Annotated in this window: 20 protein-coding genes; 11 read left to right on the top strand and 9 right to left on the bottom strand. The window is 44.7% G+C overall.

The features are described 5' to 3' along the window. Positions 1–465 precede the first annotated feature (465 nt). Positions 466–951 carry a hotdog fold domain-containing protein gene (locus ACJJI8_RS22290; RefSeq protein WP_444933777.1) on the top strand — a complete coding sequence of 162 codons (486 nt, stop codon included), beginning with the start codon at positions 466–468 and terminating at the stop codon, positions 949–951. Positions 952–1,118: 167 nt separating this feature from the next. Then, the gene (locus ACJJI8_RS22285; protein ID WP_444933776.1) at positions 1,119–1,586 is read left to right on the top strand and encodes a hypothetical protein; all 468 of its coding nucleotides are present in this window, start codon (positions 1,119–1,121) and stop codon (positions 1,584–1,586) included. Positions 1,587–1,797: 211 nt separating this feature from the next. Here the strand turns inward: ACJJI8_RS22285 and ACJJI8_RS22280 are convergent, their stop codons facing one another. Further along, positions 1,798–2,832, bottom strand: a complete 1,035-nt coding sequence (locus tag ACJJI8_RS22280; RefSeq protein ID WP_444932638.1) for an IS481 family transposase — start codon at positions 2,830–2,832, stop codon at positions 1,798–1,800. A 114-nt stretch (positions 2,833–2,946) separates the two neighbouring features. On the opposite strand from ACJJI8_RS22280, the gene ACJJI8_RS22275 reads away from it, so the two are divergent. From ACJJI8_RS22275 to ACJJI8_RS22255, 5 genes are all read left to right on the top strand, one after another. Then, positions 2,947–3,297: an MAPEG family protein gene (locus ACJJI8_RS22275; protein WP_444935193.1), complete on the top strand. Its 351-nt coding sequence runs from the start codon at positions 2,947–2,949 to the stop codon at positions 3,295–3,297. A gap of 215 nt (positions 3,298–3,512) precedes the next feature. Beyond that, positions 3,513–3,911: a BlaI/MecI/CopY family transcriptional regulator gene (locus ACJJI8_RS22270; RefSeq protein WP_413662723.1), complete on the top strand. Its 399-nt coding sequence runs from the start codon at positions 3,513–3,515 to the stop codon at positions 3,909–3,911. A 3-nt stretch (positions 3,912–3,914) separates the two neighbouring features. Next, positions 3,915–5,402, top strand: a complete 1,488-nt coding sequence (locus tag ACJJI8_RS22265; RefSeq protein WP_444933775.1) for a peptidoglycan DD-metalloendopeptidase family protein — start codon at positions 3,915–3,917, stop codon at positions 5,400–5,402. A gap of 9 nt (positions 5,403–5,411) precedes the next feature. Then, on the top strand, positions 5,412–6,791 hold the full coding sequence (locus ACJJI8_RS22260) for a M23 family metallopeptidase (RefSeq protein ID WP_444933774.1): 1,380 nt from the start codon (positions 5,412–5,414) through the stop codon (positions 6,789–6,791). A 129-nt stretch (positions 6,792–6,920) separates the two neighbouring features. After that, positions 6,921–7,790: an alpha/beta hydrolase gene (locus ACJJI8_RS22255; RefSeq protein ID WP_444933773.1), complete on the top strand. Its 870-nt coding sequence runs from the start codon at positions 6,921–6,923 to the stop codon at positions 7,788–7,790. Between the two features lie 68 nt (positions 7,791–7,858). On the opposite strand, the gene ACJJI8_RS22250 is transcribed toward ACJJI8_RS22255, so the two are convergent. The 5 genes from ACJJI8_RS22250 to ACJJI8_RS22230 all read right to left on the bottom strand — a co-directional run bounded on the left by ACJJI8_RS22250 (position 7,859) and on the right by ACJJI8_RS22230 (position 12,370). After that, the gene (locus tag ACJJI8_RS22250; RefSeq protein WP_444933772.1) at positions 7,859–8,446 is read right to left on the bottom strand and encodes an endonuclease dU; all 588 of its coding nucleotides are present in this window, start codon (positions 8,444–8,446) and stop codon (positions 7,859–7,861) included. Continuing rightward, complete coding sequence (locus ACJJI8_RS22245) at positions 8,446–9,006, bottom strand: DUF1415 domain-containing protein (RefSeq protein WP_444933771.1); 561 nt, start codon at positions 9,004–9,006, stop codon at positions 8,446–8,448. Before ACJJI8_RS22245 ends, ACJJI8_RS22250 begins: the two co-directional genes overlap by 1 nt. An 8-nt stretch (positions 9,007–9,014) precedes the next feature. Then, positions 9,015–9,548, bottom strand: a complete 534-nt coding sequence (locus tag ACJJI8_RS22240; RefSeq protein WP_413662717.1) for a DUF2058 domain-containing protein — start codon at positions 9,546–9,548, stop codon at positions 9,015–9,017. A gap of 134 nt (positions 9,549–9,682) precedes the next feature. Then, a complete protein-coding gene (locus tag ACJJI8_RS22235; protein ID WP_413662716.1) occupies positions 9,683–10,777 on the bottom strand; it encodes a PaaI family thioesterase in 1,095 nt (364 codons plus the stop codon). Positions 10,778–10,900: 123 nt separating this feature from the next. Beyond that, positions 10,901–12,370 carry an alpha/beta hydrolase gene (locus ACJJI8_RS22230; protein ID WP_444933770.1) on the bottom strand — a complete coding sequence of 490 codons (1,470 nt, stop codon included), beginning with the start codon at positions 12,368–12,370 and terminating at the stop codon, positions 10,901–10,903. 292 nt (positions 12,371–12,662) lie between these two features. Between ACJJI8_RS22230 and tnpA the strand changes: the two genes are divergently transcribed. Next, positions 12,663–13,097 (top strand): IS200/IS605 family transposase, encoded by a 435-nt coding sequence (gene tnpA / locus ACJJI8_RS22225; protein ID WP_444935136.1) that lies wholly within the window; start codon positions 12,663–12,665, stop codon positions 13,095–13,097. Between the two features lie 690 nt (positions 13,098–13,787). Here the strand turns inward: tnpA and ACJJI8_RS22220 are convergent. After that, on the bottom strand, positions 13,788–14,174 hold the full coding sequence (locus tag ACJJI8_RS22220; protein WP_444935192.1) for an alpha/beta hydrolase-fold protein: 387 nt from the start codon (positions 14,172–14,174) through the stop codon (positions 13,788–13,790). 1,117 nt (positions 14,175–15,291) lie between these two features. Between ACJJI8_RS22220 and ACJJI8_RS22215 the strand changes: the two genes are divergently transcribed. The 3 genes from ACJJI8_RS22215 to gnd all read left to right on the top strand — a co-directional run bounded on the left by ACJJI8_RS22215 (position 15,292) and on the right by gnd (position 21,910). Further along, positions 15,292–15,807 (top strand): RNA polymerase sigma factor, encoded by a 516-nt coding sequence (locus ACJJI8_RS22215; protein ID WP_444907717.1) that lies wholly within the window; start codon positions 15,292–15,294, stop codon positions 15,805–15,807. Positions 15,808–16,125: 318 nt separating this feature from the next. Continuing rightward, positions 16,126–19,113 carry a TonB-dependent receptor gene (locus ACJJI8_RS22210; RefSeq protein WP_444933769.1) on the top strand — a complete coding sequence of 996 codons (2,988 nt, stop codon included), beginning with the start codon at positions 16,126–16,128 and terminating at the stop codon, positions 19,111–19,113. 1,276 nt (positions 19,114–20,389) lie between these two features. Continuing rightward, positions 20,390–21,910 carry an NADP-dependent phosphogluconate dehydrogenase gene (gene gnd / locus ACJJI8_RS22205; protein WP_444933768.1) on the top strand — a complete coding sequence of 507 codons (1,521 nt, stop codon included), beginning with the start codon at positions 20,390–20,392 and terminating at the stop codon, positions 21,908–21,910. 60 nt (positions 21,911–21,970) lie between these two features. Here the strand turns inward: gnd and rdgC are convergent, their stop codons facing one another. Then, positions 21,971–22,963, bottom strand: coding sequence for a recombination-associated protein RdgC (gene rdgC, locus ACJJI8_RS22200; protein ID WP_444907720.1), 993 nt, complete (start codon positions 22,961–22,963; stop codon positions 21,971–21,973). Between the two features lie 187 nt (positions 22,964–23,150). Beyond that, entirely contained in the window at positions 23,151–24,275 is a 1,125-nt protein-coding gene (locus ACJJI8_RS22195) for an alkaline phosphatase family protein (RefSeq protein WP_444933767.1), read from the bottom strand. Positions 24,276–24,327 lie beyond the last annotated feature (52 nt).

Here is a 24,327-nt window from a genome sequence, read left to right as displayed (position 1 = left end):
AGCAGGTACCGCAGCGAGAAGTATGGTTAGAGTTTAATTTAAGATTTTCTGGTCTGACAATTTTCGACATCTAATCTTCAGTATTAATTGACATATAATTAGCTACTCAGTCTAAGCTTTTCTGTAAAAAAATGCCTGAGAGAATTTTTTGGACATCAAAAACAATCTTTCAAGGTGCGCAGTAGCGATTGCCATTTAGTATGCCTCTCAGCTTGCAGATATACTTACTTTACCTATTAATGGATATGCTTTTAAGGAATACAAATTATTAGCTCTAGCCCTATTAGTTGCACTCGCTTATGAACCAAAGCTCCTCTTGGGCATTTGTGCGCTTGGAATAGCCCATGTCAATAAAACTGATAGATCTGATTATCCTGGACTACCGGAAGTTGATATATAGTGGCCTAAATAGCTTAAAACCGCCCATATAGAGTGGCGGTTCGATGTATAGGATGGAGAAGTAAGATGGACTATCAATCTTCTAAAAGCCCGGTACTTAATCTGTGGGGGCGATTTGGCGGCTCGGCATTGGGCCGCTGGCTGGTATCTAAATTGGTGGCACTTAAGGCGCCGTATTTTCGTTCAATCAAGCCACGTTTCCTGGAGTTATCACCGGGTAAAGTGGAGGTTTTACTAAATAAGCGTTGGATCGTGACAAATCATATCGGTACTGTACACGCTATCGCTATGTGTAACGCCGCTGAATTGGCTGGCGGTGTTTGTTTGGATGTGTCTTTGGATCGACGCTTTCGCTGGATACCAGTGGGGATGGAAGTCAAGTACTTAAAGATGGCGAAGACTAATCTGCGAGCCGTTTGTGAGTATCCAGGGTATAAAACCATTGAGGCTGGCGACGTTGTTATGCCTGTGAGCGTTATTGATACTAATGGAGAGGAAGTATTTCATGCCGATATTACCATGCGTGTATCAGAGCGCCCCAGCGCGAAGTAGTAGAGTTGTCATTTGAGGTCAATTATTGGAGTGTTTACAAGGGGAATTGCCTTACTTTGAGCTTGAATATGGAGAAGAGTATGCCGGCTGGGAGACGATGAAGTGTGCTCTACTCATAAATCTCGTAGAATATTTCTCTGTTCAGTCTTGATGTATTTGGAGGGTTTATGAGATTGGCTTGGCAGATAGAAAAGTCGACATGCCTCTTTGGTGGTGAAAATAAAGCTGCTACGGAGCATGAGTTACACCGATCGGAAAGTACTGCCTTGGCGACTGATGATATTTATCAGGACCTTTCCGAGGTATTACAACTCGCAATTTCCAAGCTTGATGAAAATGTAAGTGATGCTTCTCTGTACTTCCTGATTAGTTGGGAGTCTGTATCTGCTTCTATGACTGTATCTGTAGTTGATGATAATCGGAGCAATGACTCTAAAGTAGTTGTGCACTGTCACTTTGCTGGACTGGCCTCCCAATATGATGCTGAGCCGAAGAGGCAGGAAGCTTTGGTTAAATGGTCGGATGAACTTAGATTTTGGTGTAAAGAGTATTTATCTACTGATCAAGGTTTTTCACAGTTTTCTCTGGTTGCATTGTTCGCGGCAGGCTCCAGAGATACTGCTGTGATTCTTTAAAATGTAGCTGAAAACGATGCTTATATAGTGTGAACAACTAGGGCGGGGAGGGGAGGCTTAAAATGCCTTCCCTGTACAAATAACATAGAAAATGGAGATTTCTATGAATGTTTACTATTTGTGTATTGGGCTCTTAGCGGCATTATCTGTAGTAGTTCAGACTTGATCTGACAGTTACCGGTTTTTCAGGAGGTGCTCTGTCAGGTCAAATTCAGTTTACGAGCTTTTCCTTCCAGATGCTTTTTCCATCTTCAAGAGTGGCTAACGGTGTTCGACCGCAACACTTCTTACCCTGATGGGTTCTCTCATTATTGTAATATGTGAGCCACTCGTCCAGATCCTTTTGTAACTCTTCTATTGATCCATAGATCTTGCGGCGTAATGAAGGTTGGTAGAACTCTTGTAGAATAGTTTTATGGAAGCGCTCACAGATCCCGTTAGTTTGTGGATGTCTGGCTTTTGTCTTGGTGTGTTCTATTTCGTTCACACTTAGATATAACTGGTAGTCGTGCTGTTCCAATTTGCCACAATACTCTGTACCGCGATCAGTTAGGATACGCAGCACCGGTAGATCATGTAAGGCATAAAACGGTAGTACACGGTCATTCAGGAGGTCTGCCGCAGTGATTGGCGTTTTGGTGGTGTACAGCTTGCAATGAGCCACCTTCGCATAGGTATCGATATAGGTTTGTTGGTAGACACGTCCGACGCCCTTAAAGGTTCCTACATAGAAGGTATCCTGCGAGCCCAGATAACCAGGGTGTTGAGTATCAATTTCACCACAGGCTTCATCATCATGCCGTTTTCTCTCCAAAGCCTGAACCTGTGACTCCGTGAGGATCAGTCCCTCCTCAGCGACCTTGGCCTCAAGTGCCTTTAATCGCAATTTGAAGTTAGCTAGGTCATGCCGTAACCAGATACTCCGAACGCCACTAGGGGACACAAATACACCGCGTTTACGCAGTTCATTGGAAACTCGAACCTGCCCATGGGCAGGCTCTTGGAGGGCATAAGTTAACACTGCCTCTTCAATGACTGTGTCAACACGGTTCTTGTGGTTGGGTACACGCCGGTTCTTCTCAAGAAGGGCGTCCACGCCACCACTTGAAACGGCTTCCTTGTACCGATAGAAAGTGTCTCTCGATACACCCAGCATCTTACATGCTTTGGAGATATTTCCGAGTTCTTCTGCCAGATTTAGCAATCCGGTCTTGTGTTTGATGATGCGATCATTAGTATGGATCATGGGGTTTATCCTTGGTTTTGCTTTTAGGTTTAGGCACCTTCATCAAAACCGGTAAACCCCTCTTTTTCAAGAGGATGTGTCAGATTTGGTCTGAACTAATACACATTATCCCTTCTGCTCGGCGCCTTGGTTACTGTTGGGCGCGGTAAGTATGAGGTTTTAGTTGGGCATTCTTTCGACCCCGATAATACCCTACACAAATGGGTAAGGGCCCATGCAAATACAGCAGAATATGCTCCCCTTTTGATGGTACTTATTTACTTAGTGAGCTTAGGGCAGTCTTCTACCTGGGTTTGGTGGTTTGTTATTCTGCTGACCGCCTGTCGATTTCTTTTTGTTGCAGGCATCTTATTTCCCTCCACTATGGCAAAGCCTAACCCAATGCGCTTCTTGGGTGCCGTAGGCACTTATATCTTTGGATTGGGGCTTTGCTTGGCGCTGGTGCAGCAAGCCCTGAGGTTTTGAGTTGGTTGCAAGCGCTTTCAAACCTTATATTGGTTGGTGCTTAAACTGATCAAAATCGATTGGTCTATCGATAGCTTTTAACTTTTTGCCAGCCGGCAAAAACTGTTTACGATCCTGGCTGTATAAAAAACAACCTAACAAGTTTCCCTACAGGGTGGTTGACCGAATGCGACGCTTGTCGCACACTAGCCCTGACTGTCACACGGGAAGATAAAATGAAAAAGGTAAAACCGTCCCCATCAGAACTTGCGCTATTGAAAGCCCTTTGGAGGCAAGAACCGCTGAGTGCCAGAGAGTTACATGATCGGGTGGGACCTGAATTGGGTTGGTCATACTCCTCTACTCGAAAGACACTAGATCGGATGCGGGATAAGTCGTTTGTGGCTCAATCTGAGATCCATGGAATCCATGTTTATAGCCCTGCGATTGAGAAGGTGGAAACTCTGGCGTCATATGCAAAAGATTTCGCTGAAAGAGTATTAGAGCTTGATGGTCCCTTTCCTGTGTCGATGTTTGCCGGCAGTAAGTTAATGAGTGATAAAGATATCGAGGAGCTTCAGGCAGTACTCGATTCCTGGCCTGACTCTGAGCCGGTCAGCAAGGATGGTGAATAGGCTATGGCCGAGATAGTCTCTACAGTTCTACCATTTGCACTGGATTTTCTAGCTACTTCTTTCTTCTCAATATTGTGGGCGGGGTTGGTTTTTATTGTTATTTGGCTGGCAACAGCTAGAAATAAAGACAGCTTTAATGCGATATACCATTGGCGAAGTTTCTGGTTGTGTGCAATGGTTGCTGCCGGTTCCCCATTTTTTCTTGCGCAATTGAGCGACCAGTTAACGTTGGGTATTGCTCCGGATCTGAATTTTGAATTACCGCCAGCTTATGAGGCTACCTCTATACCACCAATTAACATAGTTCTGCATGAGTATGTATCGACCTCTTTGAGTTCTGTTGAATTACTGGCTTTTCTTTGGTTGCTTATATATCTGTCCGGGGTGTTTTTTACCTTATCTAAAGTGGTATTGAGTCAGTTTTTCTATGGCAAGAAATTGCGTTTAATAGCAAATAATAAGCTTTCTGTTGTTAAATTTGACCAGTTTTTTACTTCATCTCAAAGTGATTTTCTAATCGGAAGTAAGACACAGGTGTTTATAACACACTCAACGATTACACCATTTGTGATGCAGCTATTCAGTCGTAAATTGGTGCTTCCCTCCTATATTTTATCAATGAATGAAACGGAGCGTCATCTAATCATTGAGCATGAAATTATGCACTTGAAAAGGCTTGACCCCTTGTTGATTCTGATTGTGCATATATTTACTTGCATCCTATGTTTCAATCCCTTCTTAGGTTGGATGAAGTCTCGATTCAGTTGGGCGATAGAGTTGGGGTGCGATCGCGAAGTTCTAAAGTCATGTAAGCGAGAATTGCACCGTGTTTATGCACAAGCAATGATTGACACTCTTCGACGGAACTCTTCACAAAGAACAAGTGACTGGGTTGTAGCTTTCTCTTTCTCTGGTGGTACGAGTCAGGCTCCTTTTTTCCGACGCAGACTTTTGAATATTATGGAAGCCTCAAGGGCGGGGTCTAATAATGGCGAATTAGGTGTCTATTTACGCGCTATGTTGTTCTGCAGTTTTTCAACCATTTTAATACTCGGAGGGCTACTGTTAAAACCGGGATTAACAATGGCTTCAGTGGAGATTACCAAATTGACAGTTCCGGTTGAGAGTGCCCGTATTAGTAGCCCTTTTGGTGATTTCAGTAAAATTCGCAAAAAACCCCATGAAGGTACTGACTTTGCGGCACCGATTGGTACTCCGGTGGTTTCAGCTGAAAGTGGTGTTGTAATAGTCTCTACTGATGATTATAAGCATAAAAATTATGGGAAAATCATAATTATTGATCATGGTAATAATACGAAAACTCTGTACTCCCATTTAAATGAGCGGGAGGTTGAGGCAGGGCAGTCAGTACGTGCCGGCCAGGCGATAGGAACTGTGGGTATATCAGGGCGTGTAACAGGGCCACATCTTCACTTTGAACTTATCAAAGAAGGCAAGCGAATCAACCCAGACACTTTGCTTGCGAAGTAAGGGGGGAGTGTGATTTATTACTTAAGAAAAGTAGGGTTACCTGTGAGGCGATTAACTATTTTCTTTCTGATCGATATCTGGAGGATGGCTTTGTTGCTGGTTCTTTTATCGATTCAATCACTGGCGATAGCAGGGCCGTTATTGGAAAACCATTCCAATGTTAAATCGGTACAATATGATTTATCTTTTACATTGCCCCTACTCAATGATCTATCCTTGGTACATCAAGATGAAGGGATGCAGCGTAGGGAGGTGGCCCCTCCATATAGAGTTGAGGAAGAATATCTAGAGCGCACAAAAAAAGTTCAACTAGCTAAAAACCAAGGGATTTTATCACTATTGGTGGATAGTGGAGTCGATCGTGCAGAAGCGTATAAAATAATTCAGGCTTTGTCGGGACATGTCAATGTCAGTATCCTACCAGTTGGTAAGGAATTTAACTTAACAATAGGTACCACTGGAAAGCTTAATAAGCTTACCTTGGTTGTTGGCTTTACAGAGAGTTTGGAGTTGGTTAGAGATGGAGACAATTATAGAACTAATCAATTTGAATCTCCTGTCGATACCAGGAAATACTACGTTAAAGGTGAAATTTCGGGCAGTTTATACCAAAGTGGAAAAGAGTCTGGCCTATCTAATTCTGTGCTCACAAAACTAAATGAAATATTTAGTTATTCCGTAGATTTTCAACGGCAGATTCGAGCAGGTGATCAATTCTCTGTTTTCTATGATACCTTGTTCAATAGCCAAACTGGAAAGGAAAAACTAAATAGAATTTTATTTGCTGAGCTTATTCTTAGTGGAGAAAAGATAAGCTTATATCGGTTTTCTACTGAGGGACCTCAGGGGGTGGATTATTTTTACCCTGATGGCCAAGGCTCTAGAGGGTTTCTAATGCGTACTCCGTTAGAGAATGCAAGGTTGTCATCTTATTTTGGGCGCCGCAAGCACCCAGTCCTAGGGTATACCCGAGTACATAAAGGTTTGGACTTTGGAGCCCCTTTGGGCACGCCGATATTGGCTGCAGGTGATGGTATTATTGAGCGAGCTTCTTATTTTGGTAGTTTCGGCAACTATATTCGTATTCGCCATGGCTCCGGGATAAAGACTATTTATGCGCACCTTAAGGGGTACGCGAAAGGAATTAGTAAAGGGGGAAGAGTAAAACAGGGGCAGGTAATCGGTTACCTTGGCGCTACAGGTCGTGTGCAGGGGCGTCACTTGCACTATGAGATTCATAAAAATGGTGCGGCTGTTGATCCATTAAGGCTTGACCTCCCTATTAGTAAGGGGCTGGTAGGAGATTCTTTAAATCAATTTTCTCAACAGGTTCAAAAGATTCAAGATGAATTGATAAAGTACGCTCAACCAAATCAGTTTGATTCATAATTAAGCTTTTCTTTATCTTTTTTATTTCTCTCTCACCTTATTATATTCAGGGTTTAACTGACTTACATTTTGTTGGTAGCGAATTTTTTCTTAAAGCAATATTGAGTATAAAATTAAACTAGGTTAAATATGATTAGAGCTATTCTGCTGATAGCCATTCTGGTGCTGTCTAATTCACTAATTGCAGAGCCCCTCATTACCAAGGTTTCTGAATCTTTTGAGTTAAGTGGATCTAAAATATACACAGTTGACTCTGATATTCTCAAACGCAAATACGACTTGTACGTGAAGTTACCATCAGGTTACTCGAACGATGACAATAAAAGTAAGACCTACCCGATAATTTACCTTAATGATGGGCCTCATACATTTAAGGTTGCCTCGGGTGTTACACACTTTAAGGATATGGATAAAGCCATCGTAGTTGCTATTTCATTCGCTCACGGAGAAAACGGGCAGTATAGTCGAGTTCGAGATCTCACGCCCGTAGTCGATAGTGGGTGGAAGCGTTATACAACTGGTGGAGCCAGTAAGTACTTACAGTTTATTGAAAAAGAAGTAATGCCCTTTATTGAGGGGAGCTTTAGGGGGGATCCCACACGTAGGATTCTTTCAGGTCATTCATTGGGTGGATCTTTTGGTGCTTGGGTATTACTTACCAATCCGAAGTTGTTCTCCACTTATATCCTGACAAGTCCTTCTCTTTGGTTTAAGGATGAAATGATCTTTGATTTGGAGGATAAATATGCAAGCTATAACAACACACTGCCTGTAAACGTCTATATTGCCACTGGCGCTTTGGAGACAATACAAAAGAGCCACATGCGTAATGATATGGTAGATGGGCATAAGAGATTTCTTGCTAAATTACAGTCGCGTAATTATCGTGGATTAAAGCTTAGTGGAGAGGTGGTGAGCGGTACGGACCACTATTCCACTTTCCCTGTGGGCTTGGCAATAGGTTTAAGGTGGGTATATCAGGATTTGTGGGCATTATAATAATTATCGCGGGAGAAGAAGAGCTATAGCTGCCCGCGACAAATGATAGATCTGTTATGCTATTGGAATTATGCGCGTTTGCCACTTTGTCCGGTCATTACTGCCGCGCCAATCATATGGGCTAAACGTAGAGCTTCAGGGACATACCCAGTGTCAGTGGTTTGCTCTAACACCTGGGCGGCAATCCCCGGTTCACATCCCTGCACTTGAAAATGGAAGTTATTGTAGTTATGGATACTCCCAGCTTTCATCAGGGTCTCTTTACGCAGTAGATAGTCAGGAAAATTTTGCAGCGCTTTATCAATGGCTTGAATGTCTGGTGGTTTTCGCATTAACGCGATACAAGGGCGCTGTAAGATATCGGCCAGCTTGGGTAGATCAATAATATTGAAACCACCCACTGCTACTCCATCGGTCAATACGACATTTACCTGGCTGTAGAATTTACTTTCTTTCAGCAGTGTGGCAAGAGTTTCTGTAGCTTCTATCCCATCTTTGCTTACCTGCCCCCAAAGCATTCCCTCAAAGCGAGTTTTGGTGCAGACAATACCGCTTACTTTTACCGGCGCGCCCCTTCGTTTTTCAAAAGGGGCGTCATCAAAACCGATAACTCGGATCTGCTTCCTTAATCGTAATAATTCTGCCAGAGGCTTCATTATTTCTTGTTGCCCTGAAGAAATAAGTAGGGAAATAACTTTAGTTTTTCCTCATGGCTTAATGATCCCATACGACGGATATTATTTTCTGGAATACTCTCTGGATCTGGATATAGATCAATCATTTTTTCCAGGTTTTCTTCTCTCAGCAGGTGTAAGATAGGATAGGGTGCGCGATTAGTTAGGTTTTCCGCATCGGCGGCTGCAGTGCCAGCAAATTGATAATCTGGGTGGAAGCTGGCTAATTGATAGGTGCCTACATAGTCGTTGCGTTCCAGTAACCACTCTGCTAAATCCAGGAACTGGTTGTAGTCGCTGAATTTCCCTAGGTGATTAGGGATAATCAATAAGGTGGTAAGCAATTCAGATTCCGAAGTGGTATCGAGCCGACGTAACTCCGTCAATAGATCACTGAGTAGCGCCTCGTCTCCTGTGGCAGGACTCACCTTGAGTCGAATTTGCCCTGCACGCAGAGGTTTGCGTGCGAAAGGGCAGAGGTTGAGACCGACAACCACATCAGTAAGCCATTGTTCTACCGCCTGAGTAACAGCTTTTTCCATTTGACTGCTTACCACATAAGATCATCGGGGATCTGAAAGTCTGCATAGGGATCATCTTCATCTACCACTGCTGAACTTTCAGCAGGCCTGATTACGATATCGCTATTGCGCTCCGCAATTTTCTCGGCAATAACCCGTGGAACCAGCTCAAATTGTTCTCCCTGGACAACAATCATCAGGCGCCCCGCAATCAAGTGATCCCTTAATTCTTCGCTGACATAGATGGTTTTGATTTTTTTGTCAAAAGTGAAGTTATAAGTAATTTCACCAGAATAAGGTTGGCGATTTTTTTCCACCAATTGCTTGATTTGCGCGGCAATAGCTTTCTGCTGTGCAGCCGCATCGCGCTCAGCATTGAGGGCGCGATCACGAGCGGCTTTCTCTGCTTGAGCCTTTTGTGCTGCTAGCTTTGTTTCATCAATCTGGGGTTGTGAAGACTTCTTCGCAACTTTCTGTTGCTTCCGTTTATCTTTGCTGATTTGTTTGGCTTTCTTTTTATCGACAAGTCCTGCTTGGAGTAGTTGGTCTTGCAATGAGGCCATAGTCTCTTCCCCGTGAAAGTCTAAAGTTTTGGCAGCCTTTACAGGCATGCCTGATCAAATTTTCACCAACCATATGGGTTGATAGTTTGTGAGGATATTTTACCCGAAGATGGTCCAACTACCGCTAAAGATTTTTATGGTGTCCAAGGCTTGCCGGAGGTGGCAGTTGCGATGATTTCATCGGGTTCCTTGCCGTCACTCAGCATTTGAGCACCCCCTGGAATTACCAGGGCTGAGCCAGTAGCAATAGCCACCCGCTTGCCACTGGGAGTATCAATGTTGCAAGAGGATACCCTCAGCTGCCGGCCGCGGTGGAGTACCTGTGCCTCCAGAATCAAGTCGCCACTGTTGAGCTTGGCTGGGCGAGCAAAGCGGATATGCATGTCCAGAGTAGCGAATATAGATCCTGCAGGCAGTGTGGAGTAGACTGCGCCTCCCATGGTGAAATCTGCGGCCCATGCCAAAAGTCCACCATATATAGAAAGGGTCCCATTGGAGAACCAGGGAGAGGAGGGCATAGTCGAGATACAGCGACCATTTTCAACCTCTATTGCGCGGTAACCTGTGAGCATCCAGATAGGGTGAGTTCGCCCCTCACTAATCGTGGTTCTCTGCAATTCGATAGGGACTTGCTCCGGTAAGTGTGCCATGTCGCAAAAGAACGTTTTTGGAGGAGGGCGAAGATAAGGGTCAGGTGTATCTGTTGGTCCCAGGTCGGGAATTGGAAGCTCCTGATCTGGGTTGACTGGAAAGTCGGCAATAAGGCAGCGAGTGCTACCGAAAGCGAGGGTTCTCCCCTCCTGATCGTTAATCTGAATACTGGAGAGCCCCACCTGGTTACCTGAATGAACGGTCGTAGCTCTACCAACAATATTTTGTGTACTGCTAGTGATGGGTCGAATAAAGCACATATTTAATTCTGATGTGCTCAAGACTTTACCAGCGGGCAAAGTTGTCCATATTGCGGAGGCCAAGGGGGCGTCTGCAAACATTGCATAGATACCACCCCAATAGATCCCTGTCCCATCAGCTAGCCAAGGCGTAATGGGCATAGAATAGGTGGCCTTACCAAGGCCGGCCTCGGTGGGAGTCATACCCGTTAGTCGCCAGAAAGGGGGCCCGGGTAAGCTGCCGCGAATGTAACGTTTAAATGTATCAAGGCCAGGTTGCTGCAACGCCCTGAGGTCACAGATGGCACCACGATGGACTTCGTCGGTGATATTGGTCATCCCCCAGCCTCCAGTTGCTTCTAGGACAAGGGTAATGTGAGGGTTTGTTGGATGCGAAAAAGGGAGAAAGCTGCGGAAGAGTCTTTTACCCTAACAGCGCAGCTATCGATCGGCGGATACTGGTTATGGAGCTAAGTTGGGTAGTTTGGCTACGATATGGGTATTCGGGATAGGCTGCCCTTCCATAAATAGGTTTATCGCATCCTGGACTTCAGGGGAAGCCATTAATAAATTATGCCCTGCATTTTCGACTGTTATTTTAGTGGCGTTTTTGAACCCTGAAATGGCTTCATATTGACCTTCCAGGTAAGTTCTTCCGTCCAAGGTCCCGCTAAATAGTAATACCGGAATATTGCTGACTGGATTTTCCCGAAATTTATCCCCAAGATCCAACTCTGGCGCTAAATTATCGTAGTGCAGAGAGAAATTTAGGTAGTCTTTCAGTAGAGATTTTTGTGCCTGCTCTACAACCTTTGCTTTACGCTTCATATCAATTCCAGAGGCTATATCCATCGCCGTAGGCATCGGGCGCAGGGATATGGGTATGCCTGGTTGCAGAAATTCATCGGGGAAGTAACGTCTGGGCACTTTGTCGAAACTTAATGTAGCTCCTTGGTCCAAATCGCGATAAAACCTGAGTAGATGGCTGACACTTTTAGGGTCCGCAATGAATGCCGAGGCTAGTTGTTGCATATCCCTACGCTGTAGGAGGGATTCGACTTCCCTGCCATCCCGTTGAGGGATTTTAATTTTCAATGGTTGTGACTCAAGTTTTTTATGGACTCGGCTTATAAGTGCTTTAATATCTGGATAGGCTTTTTTTGCTGCGGGTTGCTGATTGATTGCCTGTTGTAGACGGTTTAGATAGTAATCTGTTCGGGCGGGCAGCTTGATGGTTTGGTCCAAACCCTCTGCACTGGATAAAATTAGCTTATCAATAGAACCTTCGATCTCCTTTATCGCTGCCAAAGAGAGATGGCTTCCATAAGATGTTCCCCACAATACTATTTTCTCTGCACCCAAATGGCTCCGCATGGCATCAAGATCTCGGGCATTTTCGAGAGTATTATAGGCATTTAGGTTTACACCAGTAAGCTCCCAAAAGTGTAAGCACTCTTTTAGGGCTTTGCGGTGGTAGTTGATATACTGGGTATCGGTGATTGGTTCAAGGGAAGGTACAATTTGCTTGGATTCACAATTGGGAAGGTCATTGGAACGGCCGCTACCACGTTGATCTAATGCGATAACATCACCAAATTGTCGCAACGCCATAAACATATCAAAGCGATAGTTAACGGTCGTAATTCCTGAGCCACCAGGGCCGCCTGCCAGGTAGATTATTGGTGGGCCCACTTTCTTTCCAGTTGCAGGAAACCTTACATATTGGAGGGTGATATTACGGCTATCTTTCTTAGTGCGATCTTCTGGTACCTCAATAAAGCCTTGATAGCCCTCTGCAGTTTGTTTGCTCCATGTAGTAAAGGTGTGCGGCTTTTCATTGTTAATGGACTTTGCTGATCCGCTGACAGGGCTCAGTGATAGCATTATTATTAGCGGAGCGAAAAGATGTGCTTTTTTGGCATTATTTTTCATTGTTTCGATACTTCCTTATTGTCGAACTTAGGCGAATGTTATTGTTTTAGATTGGGCTCTTATTTTCAAGTGGATAAAAATTTTATTCGAGAGATCATGGGGCTTTTCTCGATATAGATACCCCGTGAATATCGGTAATATAAGCTATTAACCTCTCACTAGGGATTTCGGTTTAATTAACACATAGGTAAACCACCGCCTCTGGCGGTGAGACTTGACAGGGCTCTGCCGTTCCGGCGTGCAGAGTAAAAATATGGCCTCCATGAACCGGCAAGTTCTATAAGGAGGCCATATACGAGATTGGCAGTGCCAAGCTCACGTGAAACATTATTGCAGGTACCACGTGGTGTTTGTGCCCAAGTATCGAAAGAAAGCGTTATTTGGGACATTAAGGCGGGAGATTGGAGCAATATTTCGAGACTTATGTCGTCAAAAGGGCATTGAGTTGGTCGAGGGGTACGCAATGAAGGATCACATCCATATGTTGTTAATGATTCCTCCGAAGTTCAGTGTTTCCAATACGATTGGGTTTCTGAAAGGGAAATCTGCGATCCAGATATTTCGGAAGTACAAGCATGTACAGAGAAATTTCACAGGAAGACACTTTTGGGCTCGGGGCTACTGCGTGAGTACAGAGGGGCTTGATGAGCGGGTGATTCGAGAGTACATCAAAAATCAAGAGGTTGAAGAGCGCCGCCAAGAGCAGATGCGACTGGCAGGGTTGTAACTAGCCCCCTCTGGGGGCTTTCACCATACCACCCGCTATGCGGGTGGTTGCTGATTAGGCTGTCAGACAGAAGTCCGAAAAATAGTAGGTGGATGTTTAAACCCCAGTACTAATGGGCTTATGGGGTCCGTGCAAGCTGATAATCAATGACAGGCAATATTGCAACTCTATGAAAGCTAGCTTTCCTTAAATTCACTATATAGCAATTAAGCTCTTGCTCTAAAATAACTAAAAAATGGTTCTACGCCTGGGGTGGCAAGTGTTCAGGTATTATGGGTTGTTATATAAAATCATTATGCTCAGATTCATGGGGCGCCTCTGATGTAGATATTTTACCTGAAGTAGGGTGTCTGAGAGCGAATCGTATGGCGACTAGAAATTCATCATCCCTAGATAATAGCTTTGGTAAAGTGAGGCTATAGTGTCAATGAAAAAATGCCAGCTATAACAATAAGGATAGCCTTTTTATCTTTGGTTTGTTCATCACGCCTATGAGATTTTTATAAATTTTAGTGGTTGTATATCGTTGATATAACAGACCTTTGTATTGATAAAACTGTCATCTAGTAGTTCATATTATTATTGCTCTTACATTCTCGTTCTGTATAGCAAGCCAAGTCCTAAATGGCAGTAGTTGGAAATGAAGTGCCATGATTTGCTTCTGGAATAAGAGCAGTCAGGGGCTTATCTCTAGCCTTCTTCAATGATTAATTTTTTTTGAGGCTGCCTTGCTCCCCTTACCATGTCGTTGCGAGTTTGGCTTTTTCCTGGAGTTTCTATGGCACCAACTCCAATAAACACCTTTCGGTGATTAGAGCTGAAAGTAGCTTTCATATTAAAGATTCTTGCACGATCGTGCCACACCGATAGACTGCTGAGTATATAGTTATCAAAGCCGCTTAGCCTGGTAAGCAACATATATGTGCCAAATAGCCCGCCTAGAGAGTGCCCTATAAACGTGTGTCCACTGTCAGATAGGCGATATGATCTTGCTAGGAGGGGCAAAATGACGTCATGAATAAAAGTGGCATACTCATAGGCCTTGCCAGTTAAATATTTCCAGTTTTTATCGCTGATGGGGGTAAAGTCCCGAATACGGCTGGCATGATTTTTGACCCTTTTGAGTAAGATAGTCCAACTAAAATGACTTCCTGCAGTTTGCCAAAATCCATCGGCACTTGAGTTGTACCTGAAGTGGCCTGAAAGGCTGAGTCTGCATCTGTCATAAGCACTAAAGGATATCGTTAGTCGAGGGTACTTTCGTAACTCTTAGGTAACTTAACGTAAAGTGAATAGGACCTAGTACTGATAGGATCTTTAGCTCCAGGCTGCTGCTTCGAGGAATTTGGAACGGTGAGATGTCTGCGTTCACTGAAAGTGAAGGGGCTGAACAAAGGCTGAGAGTGCAAAACAAGGTTGCTTAGGGCCCTCTCAGGGCTTTAGCACGGATAAAACGCTTGTACTTTTTGTATAGTGGCTTGACAGGCTCTATAAACGAAAGTGTCATTTTCTTTCCCAGTTGCGACTATGCCGGCGTGAACAAAAAGTCAGGAAAGTACTCTAGCATATAGAAATGATTCATCTTGAAAGCTGTTCGCATAAGATTTATTCAAAAGATAGCAATTTTTTTTGTAATAAGATAAAGAGTATGAAGCTCTCAATGTTTCTGTGGAAGTGTAAAAATCTACTTTACTACTACAAAAACGGAAGAAGTAAGTAATTCTATTTTTATATTTCGTAATGTAACTTTTTCATATCTACAATTATCCAAGTACTTGTTCCATTTTCCCCTCTTTTATTTTCCCTCCTTTTGAAGGTTAATAGTCTACGATTTGATTAGCCTTTAGGCGCTGAAGTTCATAGTAATACCTCTCTATGCTTGTAATTTAGGCGTTACTTTTTTCCAGTCACTGAAGGTGGTCGTTTATCGTATGTTTTTTGTCTACTCTCTGTGTTTTTAGGGGAAGTTAACTTTAGTAAAACTAAAGACTTATATCGGTTTAGCTAGTTGATACTCGATTTTGAAAAGAAGGCTGGTTTTGTACTACAAAAATAATTTGACCAAAAAATAATTGATCGATGGTTTGTTTTGTTCATTCTCTCTAGAGAGCCTCTGTAAGTTGTACTAAGTATTGCAAAATTTTCCAGAAGCTCAGGGAAACCGGTCGGTCACACGAGATGGTTTACTAGAAAAATGGAAAACTTTTATCAGGATGATGTGACGCAGTGGGTTGGTGAGTATGGATTGGATTTGAAACGTTACTTTTCTTCCCGAGTTAATCTATCTGATGTTGATGATCTAGTTCAGGAGGTTTTTATTCAGTTATATATTCGTATCAAAAAGTATGGAGGGCAAATCGAAAATCCAAGAATTTACATTTATGCCATGGCAAGAAATCTTTTGATTAGTCATGGTAGGCGTCAAAAGTCTAGGTGTGGAGGGTTACATGACTCTATTGATCACAAAGTCGATATTCCTTACATGATTAGTCCGGAACGGACGGTGATGGGAATACAGGCTTATACCCGAGTTCTGGAAGCTATTTTAGGATTGCCGCCAAGAGCTGGTACAGCTTTTCGCTATCATCGCTTTGAGGGAATGACTTATCAAGCAATTGCGGAGCAAATGGGAATCTCTAAGGATTCGGTTAAAGAGTTAATACAGCGTGCTTTGACCAAGGTTAGGCAGGTGGCAGAGGAAGCTCCTTGATGGCGCAAAATATGTCATATTGTGCTGTAGGTTGTGACCTTTTTTCGAGTAGATGTCTAACGGGACAACAAGCTCAACTAGAAATTTTTTGGTGAGTGATTCTGCTAGCGCTACGCCAGAGGTTTGGCTTTTTAGTTCTAACTGTTGCAGCTTCTAAATATTTAGTTAATAATTCTGCTTTAGCCCCCCAAAAAATCAAGTTTATTTTTTATCCCCCCTTTCTTTTAGCTCTCGCGTCTTAAATGTTGTTGAACCTGAAATAGGTTTATATCAGGTCAATAACCCAATAATACCGACAATAAAGAGAGACGTAGTGTGATGATGAAACCTGTCAAAAAGAAAACATTGATTGCACAAGCGATTTATCAATCTGGACATTCATGCCAAATTACTCCCTGGTACAGCTCCATTGTTGCCTCTTTGGCATTTGCAGTTGTTCCTACCATTTCCAGTGCCCAGGAGAGTGAAGAAGGTAAACACCCAAGACAGGTGATTGAGGAGATCACAGTTACTGCGCAGAAGATTGAAGAGAGTATTCAAGATGTGCCCATTGCAGTATCTGCACTCAGTGGTGACAGTATGGATGACCTTAAAATTGAGCGGGGGGAAGAGTTACTACGAGCTGTCCCAAATGCCAATTTTTCTAAATCCAACTTCAGCACCTATAACTTCTCTATTCGCGGTATAGGCACTAAAGCTGTTTCTGCTGCTTCAGACCCGGCGGTTGCTGTGAGCTTTAACAATGCTCCTTTAATTCGCAATCGATTATTTGAGCAAGAATTCTTTGATGTGCAACGGGTTGAAGTCTTGCGTGGCCCCCAAGGTACACTTTATGGCCGCAATGCGACAGCTGGCGTAGTTAATATGCTGCCAATTATGCCTGGAGATGAGTTTGCCTCTGAGATCAAGGCGGAGGTGGGCAGTTATAACACCAAACGCGCCAGCGGAATGTTTAATATCCCATTGGGGGAGACCATGGCGTTGCGTCTCTCTGGAGCCATGACTAAGCGTGATGGTTTTGACTACAACACTTATACCGGTAACGATGTTAATGACCGCGATCTATATTCTACTCGTGCAATCTTTGAGTGGGAGCCCAGTGAATCCTTTAGTGCCAACTTAATATGGCAGCACTTTGAAGAAGATGATCGGCGCTCGCGCACGGGCAAGCAACTTTGTACAAAAGATCCAGGCCGAACACATATTGGTGATACTGAACTAACAGGCTTTACGCCAGTGTTTTTTAGTCAGGGTTGTCTGCCTAGCTCGATTTATAGTGATGACGCTTACAGCGCACCCAATGCCCAGGGTTTTGCGAGCGTTTTGGCTACCGGGTTAATTGTCACGAGCTATGGCCAGGTTATTGACTGGTTTACTGACCCTTATGCGAATTCAACACAGTCGCGTGATCTTCGTAAAATTGAAACCAGTTATGATCCGGTATTTCGCGCAGAGAATGACTTAGTGCAACTGAACTTCGAATGGGGCCTGACAGACTCTCTCACATTTTACTCTCAGTCGACTTATGCTAAGGACGATTACTATTCATCCCAAGATTATAATCGTTATGTTTCAGATCCCATCTTTAATGATGGGGGTAATTTAGAACCTACACCGGGGGGAGTTTTTACTGATCCACAGTTGGGACCCTCTGAAGGACTGTTGGCGGTTGATATTAGTCGATCAGATAATAAGCAGTGGAGCCAAGAATTCCGATTGCAAACATCTTTTGATGGCCCTTGGAATTTCTCAGTTGGTACAAACTACTTAGATTTTAAAACCCAAGATGACTATTTCGTATTCAATAATATATTTAGCATGGTGGCGCAATATCTACATAATGCCGACCGCGATGAATATTTCAATTTAGTATTTCAAAACTGTACTGATCCAGAGGTAAATGTCGGTGCGGATTGTATTTATGTTGACCCTAATCCTATAGAAAACATTGATGAGGAAGGACATAACTATTTCTTGAGTCGAAATTTGGTGGAAGTTAATTCTTGGGCATTATTTGGTGAAACTTATTGGCAAATTAATGATGATGTAAAGCTAACTACCGGCCTTCGCTATACAAATGATCGCAAGCGCTCTACTCCGGTACCCAGTCAGCTGTTGTTAGGTACTTTTTATGATCCGGTAACGGGGGAAGTCTCCTCCGGTGAAATCTCAGGGGGGCTTGTCCATCGAGGCTATCCGGAAGGTGATCCGGTTACCCAGAACTGGAAGGAGTACACCGGGCGTGCAGTTTTGGACTGGAGAACGGATCTGCCTTTTACGGATGAAACCATGCTCTATATGTCCTTTGCCCACGGCTACAAAGGTGGTGGTACTAACCCTCCCCGAGCCGAGGTTGATCCAGCAATAGTACAGTTTCAGCCCCTGGAAGATTCTTTTGAGCCGGAGTTTGTCAACGCAATTGAGTTTGGCAGTAAGAACATTCTTTTTGATGGTAGCTTATCGCTCAATGCTAGCGCCTTTTACTACGATTATACCGACTATCAAGTCTCTCAAATTGTTGACAGAATTTCTCTCAATGAGAATTTTGATGCGGAAACTATGGGGCTTGAGCTTGAGCTGGCTTGGCAGCTTACAGATGCAACACGAATAGATATGAATTTAGGGTACCTAAAAACCCGAATTGCAGACGGAGAGGAATCTGTTGACGTGATGGATCGTACTCAGGGCAATGAAGATTGGGTACTGGTTCGTCCTAGCATCCAGGTGCCGTCTAACTGTATTGCACCTGTGGATTTAGTTGAAACGGTTATGGCAGCGCCTAATATTTTCGCTATTTGGTCGCTTTGTGCGGGTTCCGCCCAGTATGGTTCATTCTCTCCAGAAATCGAAGTCTCGGATGCATTGCGCCATGATATCAATTATGGAGTTGATCCCTACAACCCGCTAACCGATGCACCAAATGGGGGGCGTGGTTTTGCTGCTGATTTAAGTGGAAATGAGTTACCCAACGCACCACGTTTCACCGTTAATTTCGGAGTGGAACATACGATTCCTATTGAGAATTGGGATTTAACTCTACGAGCAGATTACTACCGTCAGTCGGAAAGTTATGCTCGTGTATATAATACTGAGTATGATCGTTTGAAGGCTTGGAGTAATCTCAATGCTTCAGTTAGCCTCAGCAATCCTGACTCTGATCTATATATGCAGCTCTACGTGAAGAATATTTTTGATGATGCGCCTATCACTGATATGTTCACTAATAGTGATGATTCAGGTCTTACTACTAATGTGTTTACATTAGAGCCTCGTATTGTTGGCTTAAGTGTTAGTAAAGGGTTTTGATTAATCCGGTGAAATCTGTGATTCATTGTTTAGATTTGATTGAATGAATATGTAGGTTGGTGAGAGGATTTCTTGCCAACCTATTTTTGCATTTTATAGATGTCTTCTGAAGTCTAGCGGTCTTGGCTTTAGGGGCGCTGCCAGTTTTCGTACTGCATATGAGTTTTGGGTTGCAAAAATAGTCATTGATTATTGTTGGTAGATATATAAATTAACTGTTTCCGTAATGCTAGTGTTGTTAGCATCTAGGGCTATTAATTAAGGCGGGATAGACTTAGAGGCTGTATAGGTGAAATGAGAGCTTGTTGAAATTACACTATTAATTTCCCTCTAGCTGTCTGAACCTGCGCTGGGAGTTTTGGCGCTGTTGAAGGTAGTTTTTCCATTTGGCTGATTCAATGATCTTATGAGGTCTCCAGCATATTCACCGGCTGTCATTTTAATAAGTCTATTTTTAATGAATATGGTATTGCTCATGCACTTATAGGATAAATCGTGATGTTCCATCTTGCTGAAAAAAATCAATTTATTTTCATCACTTACTTCTTGCTTTCAGTAAGGTTAAGAGCTTTTATTTTGCGCTTTGCTATAGTGAAGCGAATGTTGAAATTCCAGTATCGAGGTATCGGCGATAAATCCTGGAAGGCCAAATAATGGATTGATTGTATTTTATGGTTTATTTTATTGTTGGCTTTCATTTGTTAGTAAGCTCAGTTAAGTAGGGTGTCCAAGGTCATCCCTTTCAGTCAAATTTCCAAAGAATATGGGTTTTACTTTATTAAAATTCACATGCCTTGATTTAGTTAAAAATTCAATTTAATCGATAAAATGGATTTATAGGCAGATTAAGTAGTTGTGATGGAGGATTATGGGCTAGTAATGATAGTGCCACTTACGGTACATGGGGAAACCGGCTGCGTTATCGTTAGGAAACTCAGCCTCATCGGAAGCGATTTCCCCAATTAGCGTATTGGGCGGATATGTCCTTGCTCTTACAGTTCGTTATCAGCTTTTCTTATAAAGCGTCATAGACTTGAAATAACTTATGGAGCTCTGGTGTCGGGGCAATTGAATTGCCGGTTGGCACCAAAAGATAAGATGCGCCAGGTCGGGAGTATTTGCCCATAGCGGACCACCTGCTATCGGCTTCTACACCTTGTAGGCTGTATTTGCTGCCCTCTGGGCAATTTTGTTTGGTTTTTGCTCTCCCTGCTCCAGATTCATATTGCTATACTCCGCGCCCTTGAAAGCCCCCTGTCTTTATATGGAGAACTTGATGTCTGATTCACAGTGCGATATTGGCTTTATCGGCGCCGGTGTGATGGGTAAGAACCTGATCCTGAACCTGGCCGACAATGGCTATAGGGTCTGTGCCTTTGATTTGGATCACAACCGGCTGAATGCGCTGCTGGAGCAGGACAAGAAAGAGCGTGGAGACCAGCCTGCGCGTGTTGAAGCCTGCAACTCTTACACAGAGCTGTTGGCGAAGGTTAAAGCCCCGCACTTGATTATTCTCTCGGTTCCGGCTGGAGACCCCGTTGATGATGTATGCAGCAAGTTGCTCGATGCGGGCTTAAAGGCTGACGATATCGTTGTTGATACTGGTAATAGCCTGTGGACTGACTCTGTGGAGCGGGCTAAACGGTATGAAGGCAAATTGATCTTCTTCACCACCGCAGTATCCGGTGGCGAAGTGGGTGCTCGTTTTGGGCCATCCCTGATGCCCAGCGGCGACCGTTATGCTTGGAGTCGTATTGAGCCAGTTTGGCATGCTATTGCCGCCAAAGTGGATAAAGCCAGCGGCCAGCCGATTGAACGCTTTGAGCCTGGCAATCCGGTTCGCGAAGGTGAGCCCTGTGCGGCTTATATCGGCCCGATAGGCTCAGGCCACTATGTGAAGATGGTGCATAACGGTATTGAATATGCCGATATGCAGATGATCTGTGAGGCCTACCATGTGATGCGCACGGCGCTGGGTATGGCCCCAGAGGAAATTGCAGAGGTATTCCGCGAGTGGAATCGAGGCCCGCTGAACAGCTATCTGATCAATATCAGTGCGGAAGTGCTCTCTACCTTGGACTCCGTGACAGAACAACCGCTGGTAGACGTTATCCTCGACCGAGCAGGGCAAAAAGGTACTGGTCTCTGGACAGCCATGAGCAGCCTGGAAGTGGGCTGTCCGGCCCCGAGTATTGCCGAAGCGGTTTACGCCCGTTCATTATCTACCCGGAAGGTATTGCGTACCCGCGCAGCGAAGAAACTGCAAGGGCCTGAGTTGACACCAGTGGCTCCAGAGCAACGGGAAGAAGTGATTGCACAGCTGCACGACGCTCTCTACTGCGCAAAGATCTGTGTTTACGCTCAGGGCTTCGATTTGATGAAGCTGGCTGCGCGGGAGCAGGGATGGCAGTTGAACTTCTCTGAAATTGCCAGAATTTGGCGTGCAGGTTGCATCATTCGAGCAGTGTTCCTGCAATCTATCAGCGATGCTTACGATCGAGATTCCAAGCTTTCCAACTTGCTACTGGATGATTTCTTCACCCAGCAGATTGCCGATCACCAGGCCAACTGGCGCCAAGCGGTGGCGAGCGCCACTCTGAATGGTATTCCGGTGCCGGCCCTGTCATCGGCGCTCAATTACTACGATGCCTTCCGCACCGAGTCGCTGCCGGCGAACCTGCTACAAGGACAGCGTGATTTCTTTGGAGCCCATACCTTTGCGCGTGTGGACCAGCCTGAGCAGCGCAAGTATCACGTCCAGTGGACCGAACCTGGCCGCCCAATGGTTGAGATCTGATTGGTGGGGTAGGGGGCAGTTGATACGTGCCTTTCAGGTACGCATCACAATGTGAGTTCCCTAAAGAACGACCTCTTCTACCTCTTTGGCCAGGGCCTCCGCTTCTTGGCGGCTGGCTTTGGCGACCAGTTCCTCAACGCTAGCCGACTCGGTGTTGACGCCACCGAAGGCGGAGAGCAAGTCTTTGGTCAGGGCTGAGATCTCCAGAGTCATCACCGCAAAATCTGCATCAAATCGCTGGGCTGCACTTTCTGCATCGGCACTATCGGCCTTCTCCAGAAGCTCGTCACTGAACTTGATACGCTTTAGGGACAACTGATCATCTACCAGGAATTCAACGCCCCCACGCCAGGTCAGCCCCAGCTTGTGCACTTGTAGTCCCGCCACCAAGTGATTGTGAATTTCCTCTGCACAGAGGTCCTGGTTTTTACAGCGGATAACACTGCCGCTGTCTTTGGGATCGCGCAACTCGCATTCGTGGCCAAAATCAAACTGATGCGGTGCTTCAGGGGCACTGAGCCAGTGGGTCATCGTTTGCTGTGGTAGGTTCTTAGCGGAGAGTGGTACCACGGCAAGGCTACTGATAGCCTCGCGGAGGTTCTCCAGCAGTTCCTCGGCGGCGGAGGCAGAAGAGGCGTCAACCACTACCCAACCATCCTGAGGTGCAATATAGGCATATTGCAGACGGGAGCGAGCGAATGCCTTGGGGCGCATTTCAAGGAGAATCTCGTCTTTAAGGTTTTGCCGCTCCTTGCGACCTACCTGCCTGGCTTCTTTTTCAGAAATAGCTTGTGCCAGCTCTTCAACTTTCTCATTGACTACCGCAGCAGGAATCACTTTTTCTTGCTTCTTAGCACAGACCATTAGGTAGCCATTCGTTGCGTGCACCAACTGGCTGCCGTGGCGCCCTAGTGGAGGCACCCACCCATAGCGAGTGCTGTCCTGACTGCCACAGGGAACAAATGCATGGGGCTCCAGCAATTCGTTCAATTTTTCAGCATCCAGGGAAAATTCTTTCGTCAAACGATAAATACGGAGGTTTTTAAACCACATACATCAGGCCATCTGTTTTCAGTTGCGAGTGCGGCCTGCATTATGCGGAAACCGGGGCGGGGCAGCTAGAGCCTGTTAACACTTAATTGATGGGTTCTTTAAGTTGTTATCAAGCTCCAGAATATTACTGGCCCAAGGCGGTGAAAATTTGTTCAGTCGAACTTGTCAGGCCTGGCTGAACAAAGGTTTATTTGAGAATACTGTCTATTGCTTTGCCACTATCCTGCGAGAACTCTTCTGACTTATGGCCGAGCAGTTGTAGTGCGGTTGCGGCTATCTGATCCTGAAAAATGGCTTCTCCCCTGGATACTTCTCCCAAGGCCTTAATGTCTGGGCCCAGTGCGGCAATCCAGATTTCATTGGAGCCGGGTATACCCGCTTTGTGGGGGTGGTCTTCTTTACCGAAGTATTGGGTCAGTGCAGGGCCACTGGCGTGGTGGGGCCAGGATTCAGCGGTGTTGCCACGCCCGTGGTCAACGGTAATGAGTAGGTTGGTATTGTCTCGGTATTGATCAAGAGATTGCAGTGTCTGCCAGAGTTTGGCGAGTATCATGTCGCTCCGATGTGCGGAGTGGAGATACTGATGATATTCCTCATCGTGGGCAAAATCGTCAGTTTCACCCAGGGCAATGTACATTACCTTGGGCTTTTTGCTAATTAAGTACTCTTTTGCAAATCCATAGGTAAATGCATCGGGCCGCACGTTTTCCCAGAAAACCGGCAGTTGCCCCTGCAAATCATTGAGAAACCCTGCTCTTTGGCTCAATTTTGGCCAATCGGCAGCTTCCAGCCCCGCGTTAATGTAAATACCACTGCGATCACGATTAAGTATCGAGGAGAATACCCCCCAGCTGCCGAATGCAGCGATTTGGCCTTTGTACTCAGATTTGCTGTTTAGCCACTCGAGAAAGGTAGTATTGGCATTGGGAGTTGGGTCGTTACTATTGATTTTGGGGTCGGCGGAGCCGGTTAAAATCTCATTGTAACCGGGATAGGAAAACCACCAGCTATTGGTAACTTGTGCTTCAGACCCCTTGTCGCGATTGCCAATTAAAACCCCTTCTTTAGCCACTGTTTGCCAGATAAAAGGCAATAATTTTTGACGTTTTTCGATGAGTGAATCGCCGTGAAAGTGATTGATAAGGTCTTGTTTATTTTCAGTGAACTCTGTGTGGTTGAGAAGTTCAGGGTCATAACCGGAGAACACTTCCTGCCAGCGCAAACCGTCGATAGTAACTAATACGAGGTTGTCTGCGGCAAGGGATTGAGTAGAAAGAAACAGGGTCAGGATTGCTGTAGTCAATCTGTTCATTGAAAGAGCTCTTTGCATATTTTTGGATTATTTATATTTGTCGCAAATAATC

Source organism: Microbulbifer maximicatervae (SeqCode), from assembly GCF_052467695.1.
The sequence above is the reverse complement of the archived record's forward strand: the minus strand, read 5'-3'. Positions and strand labels throughout refer to the sequence as shown.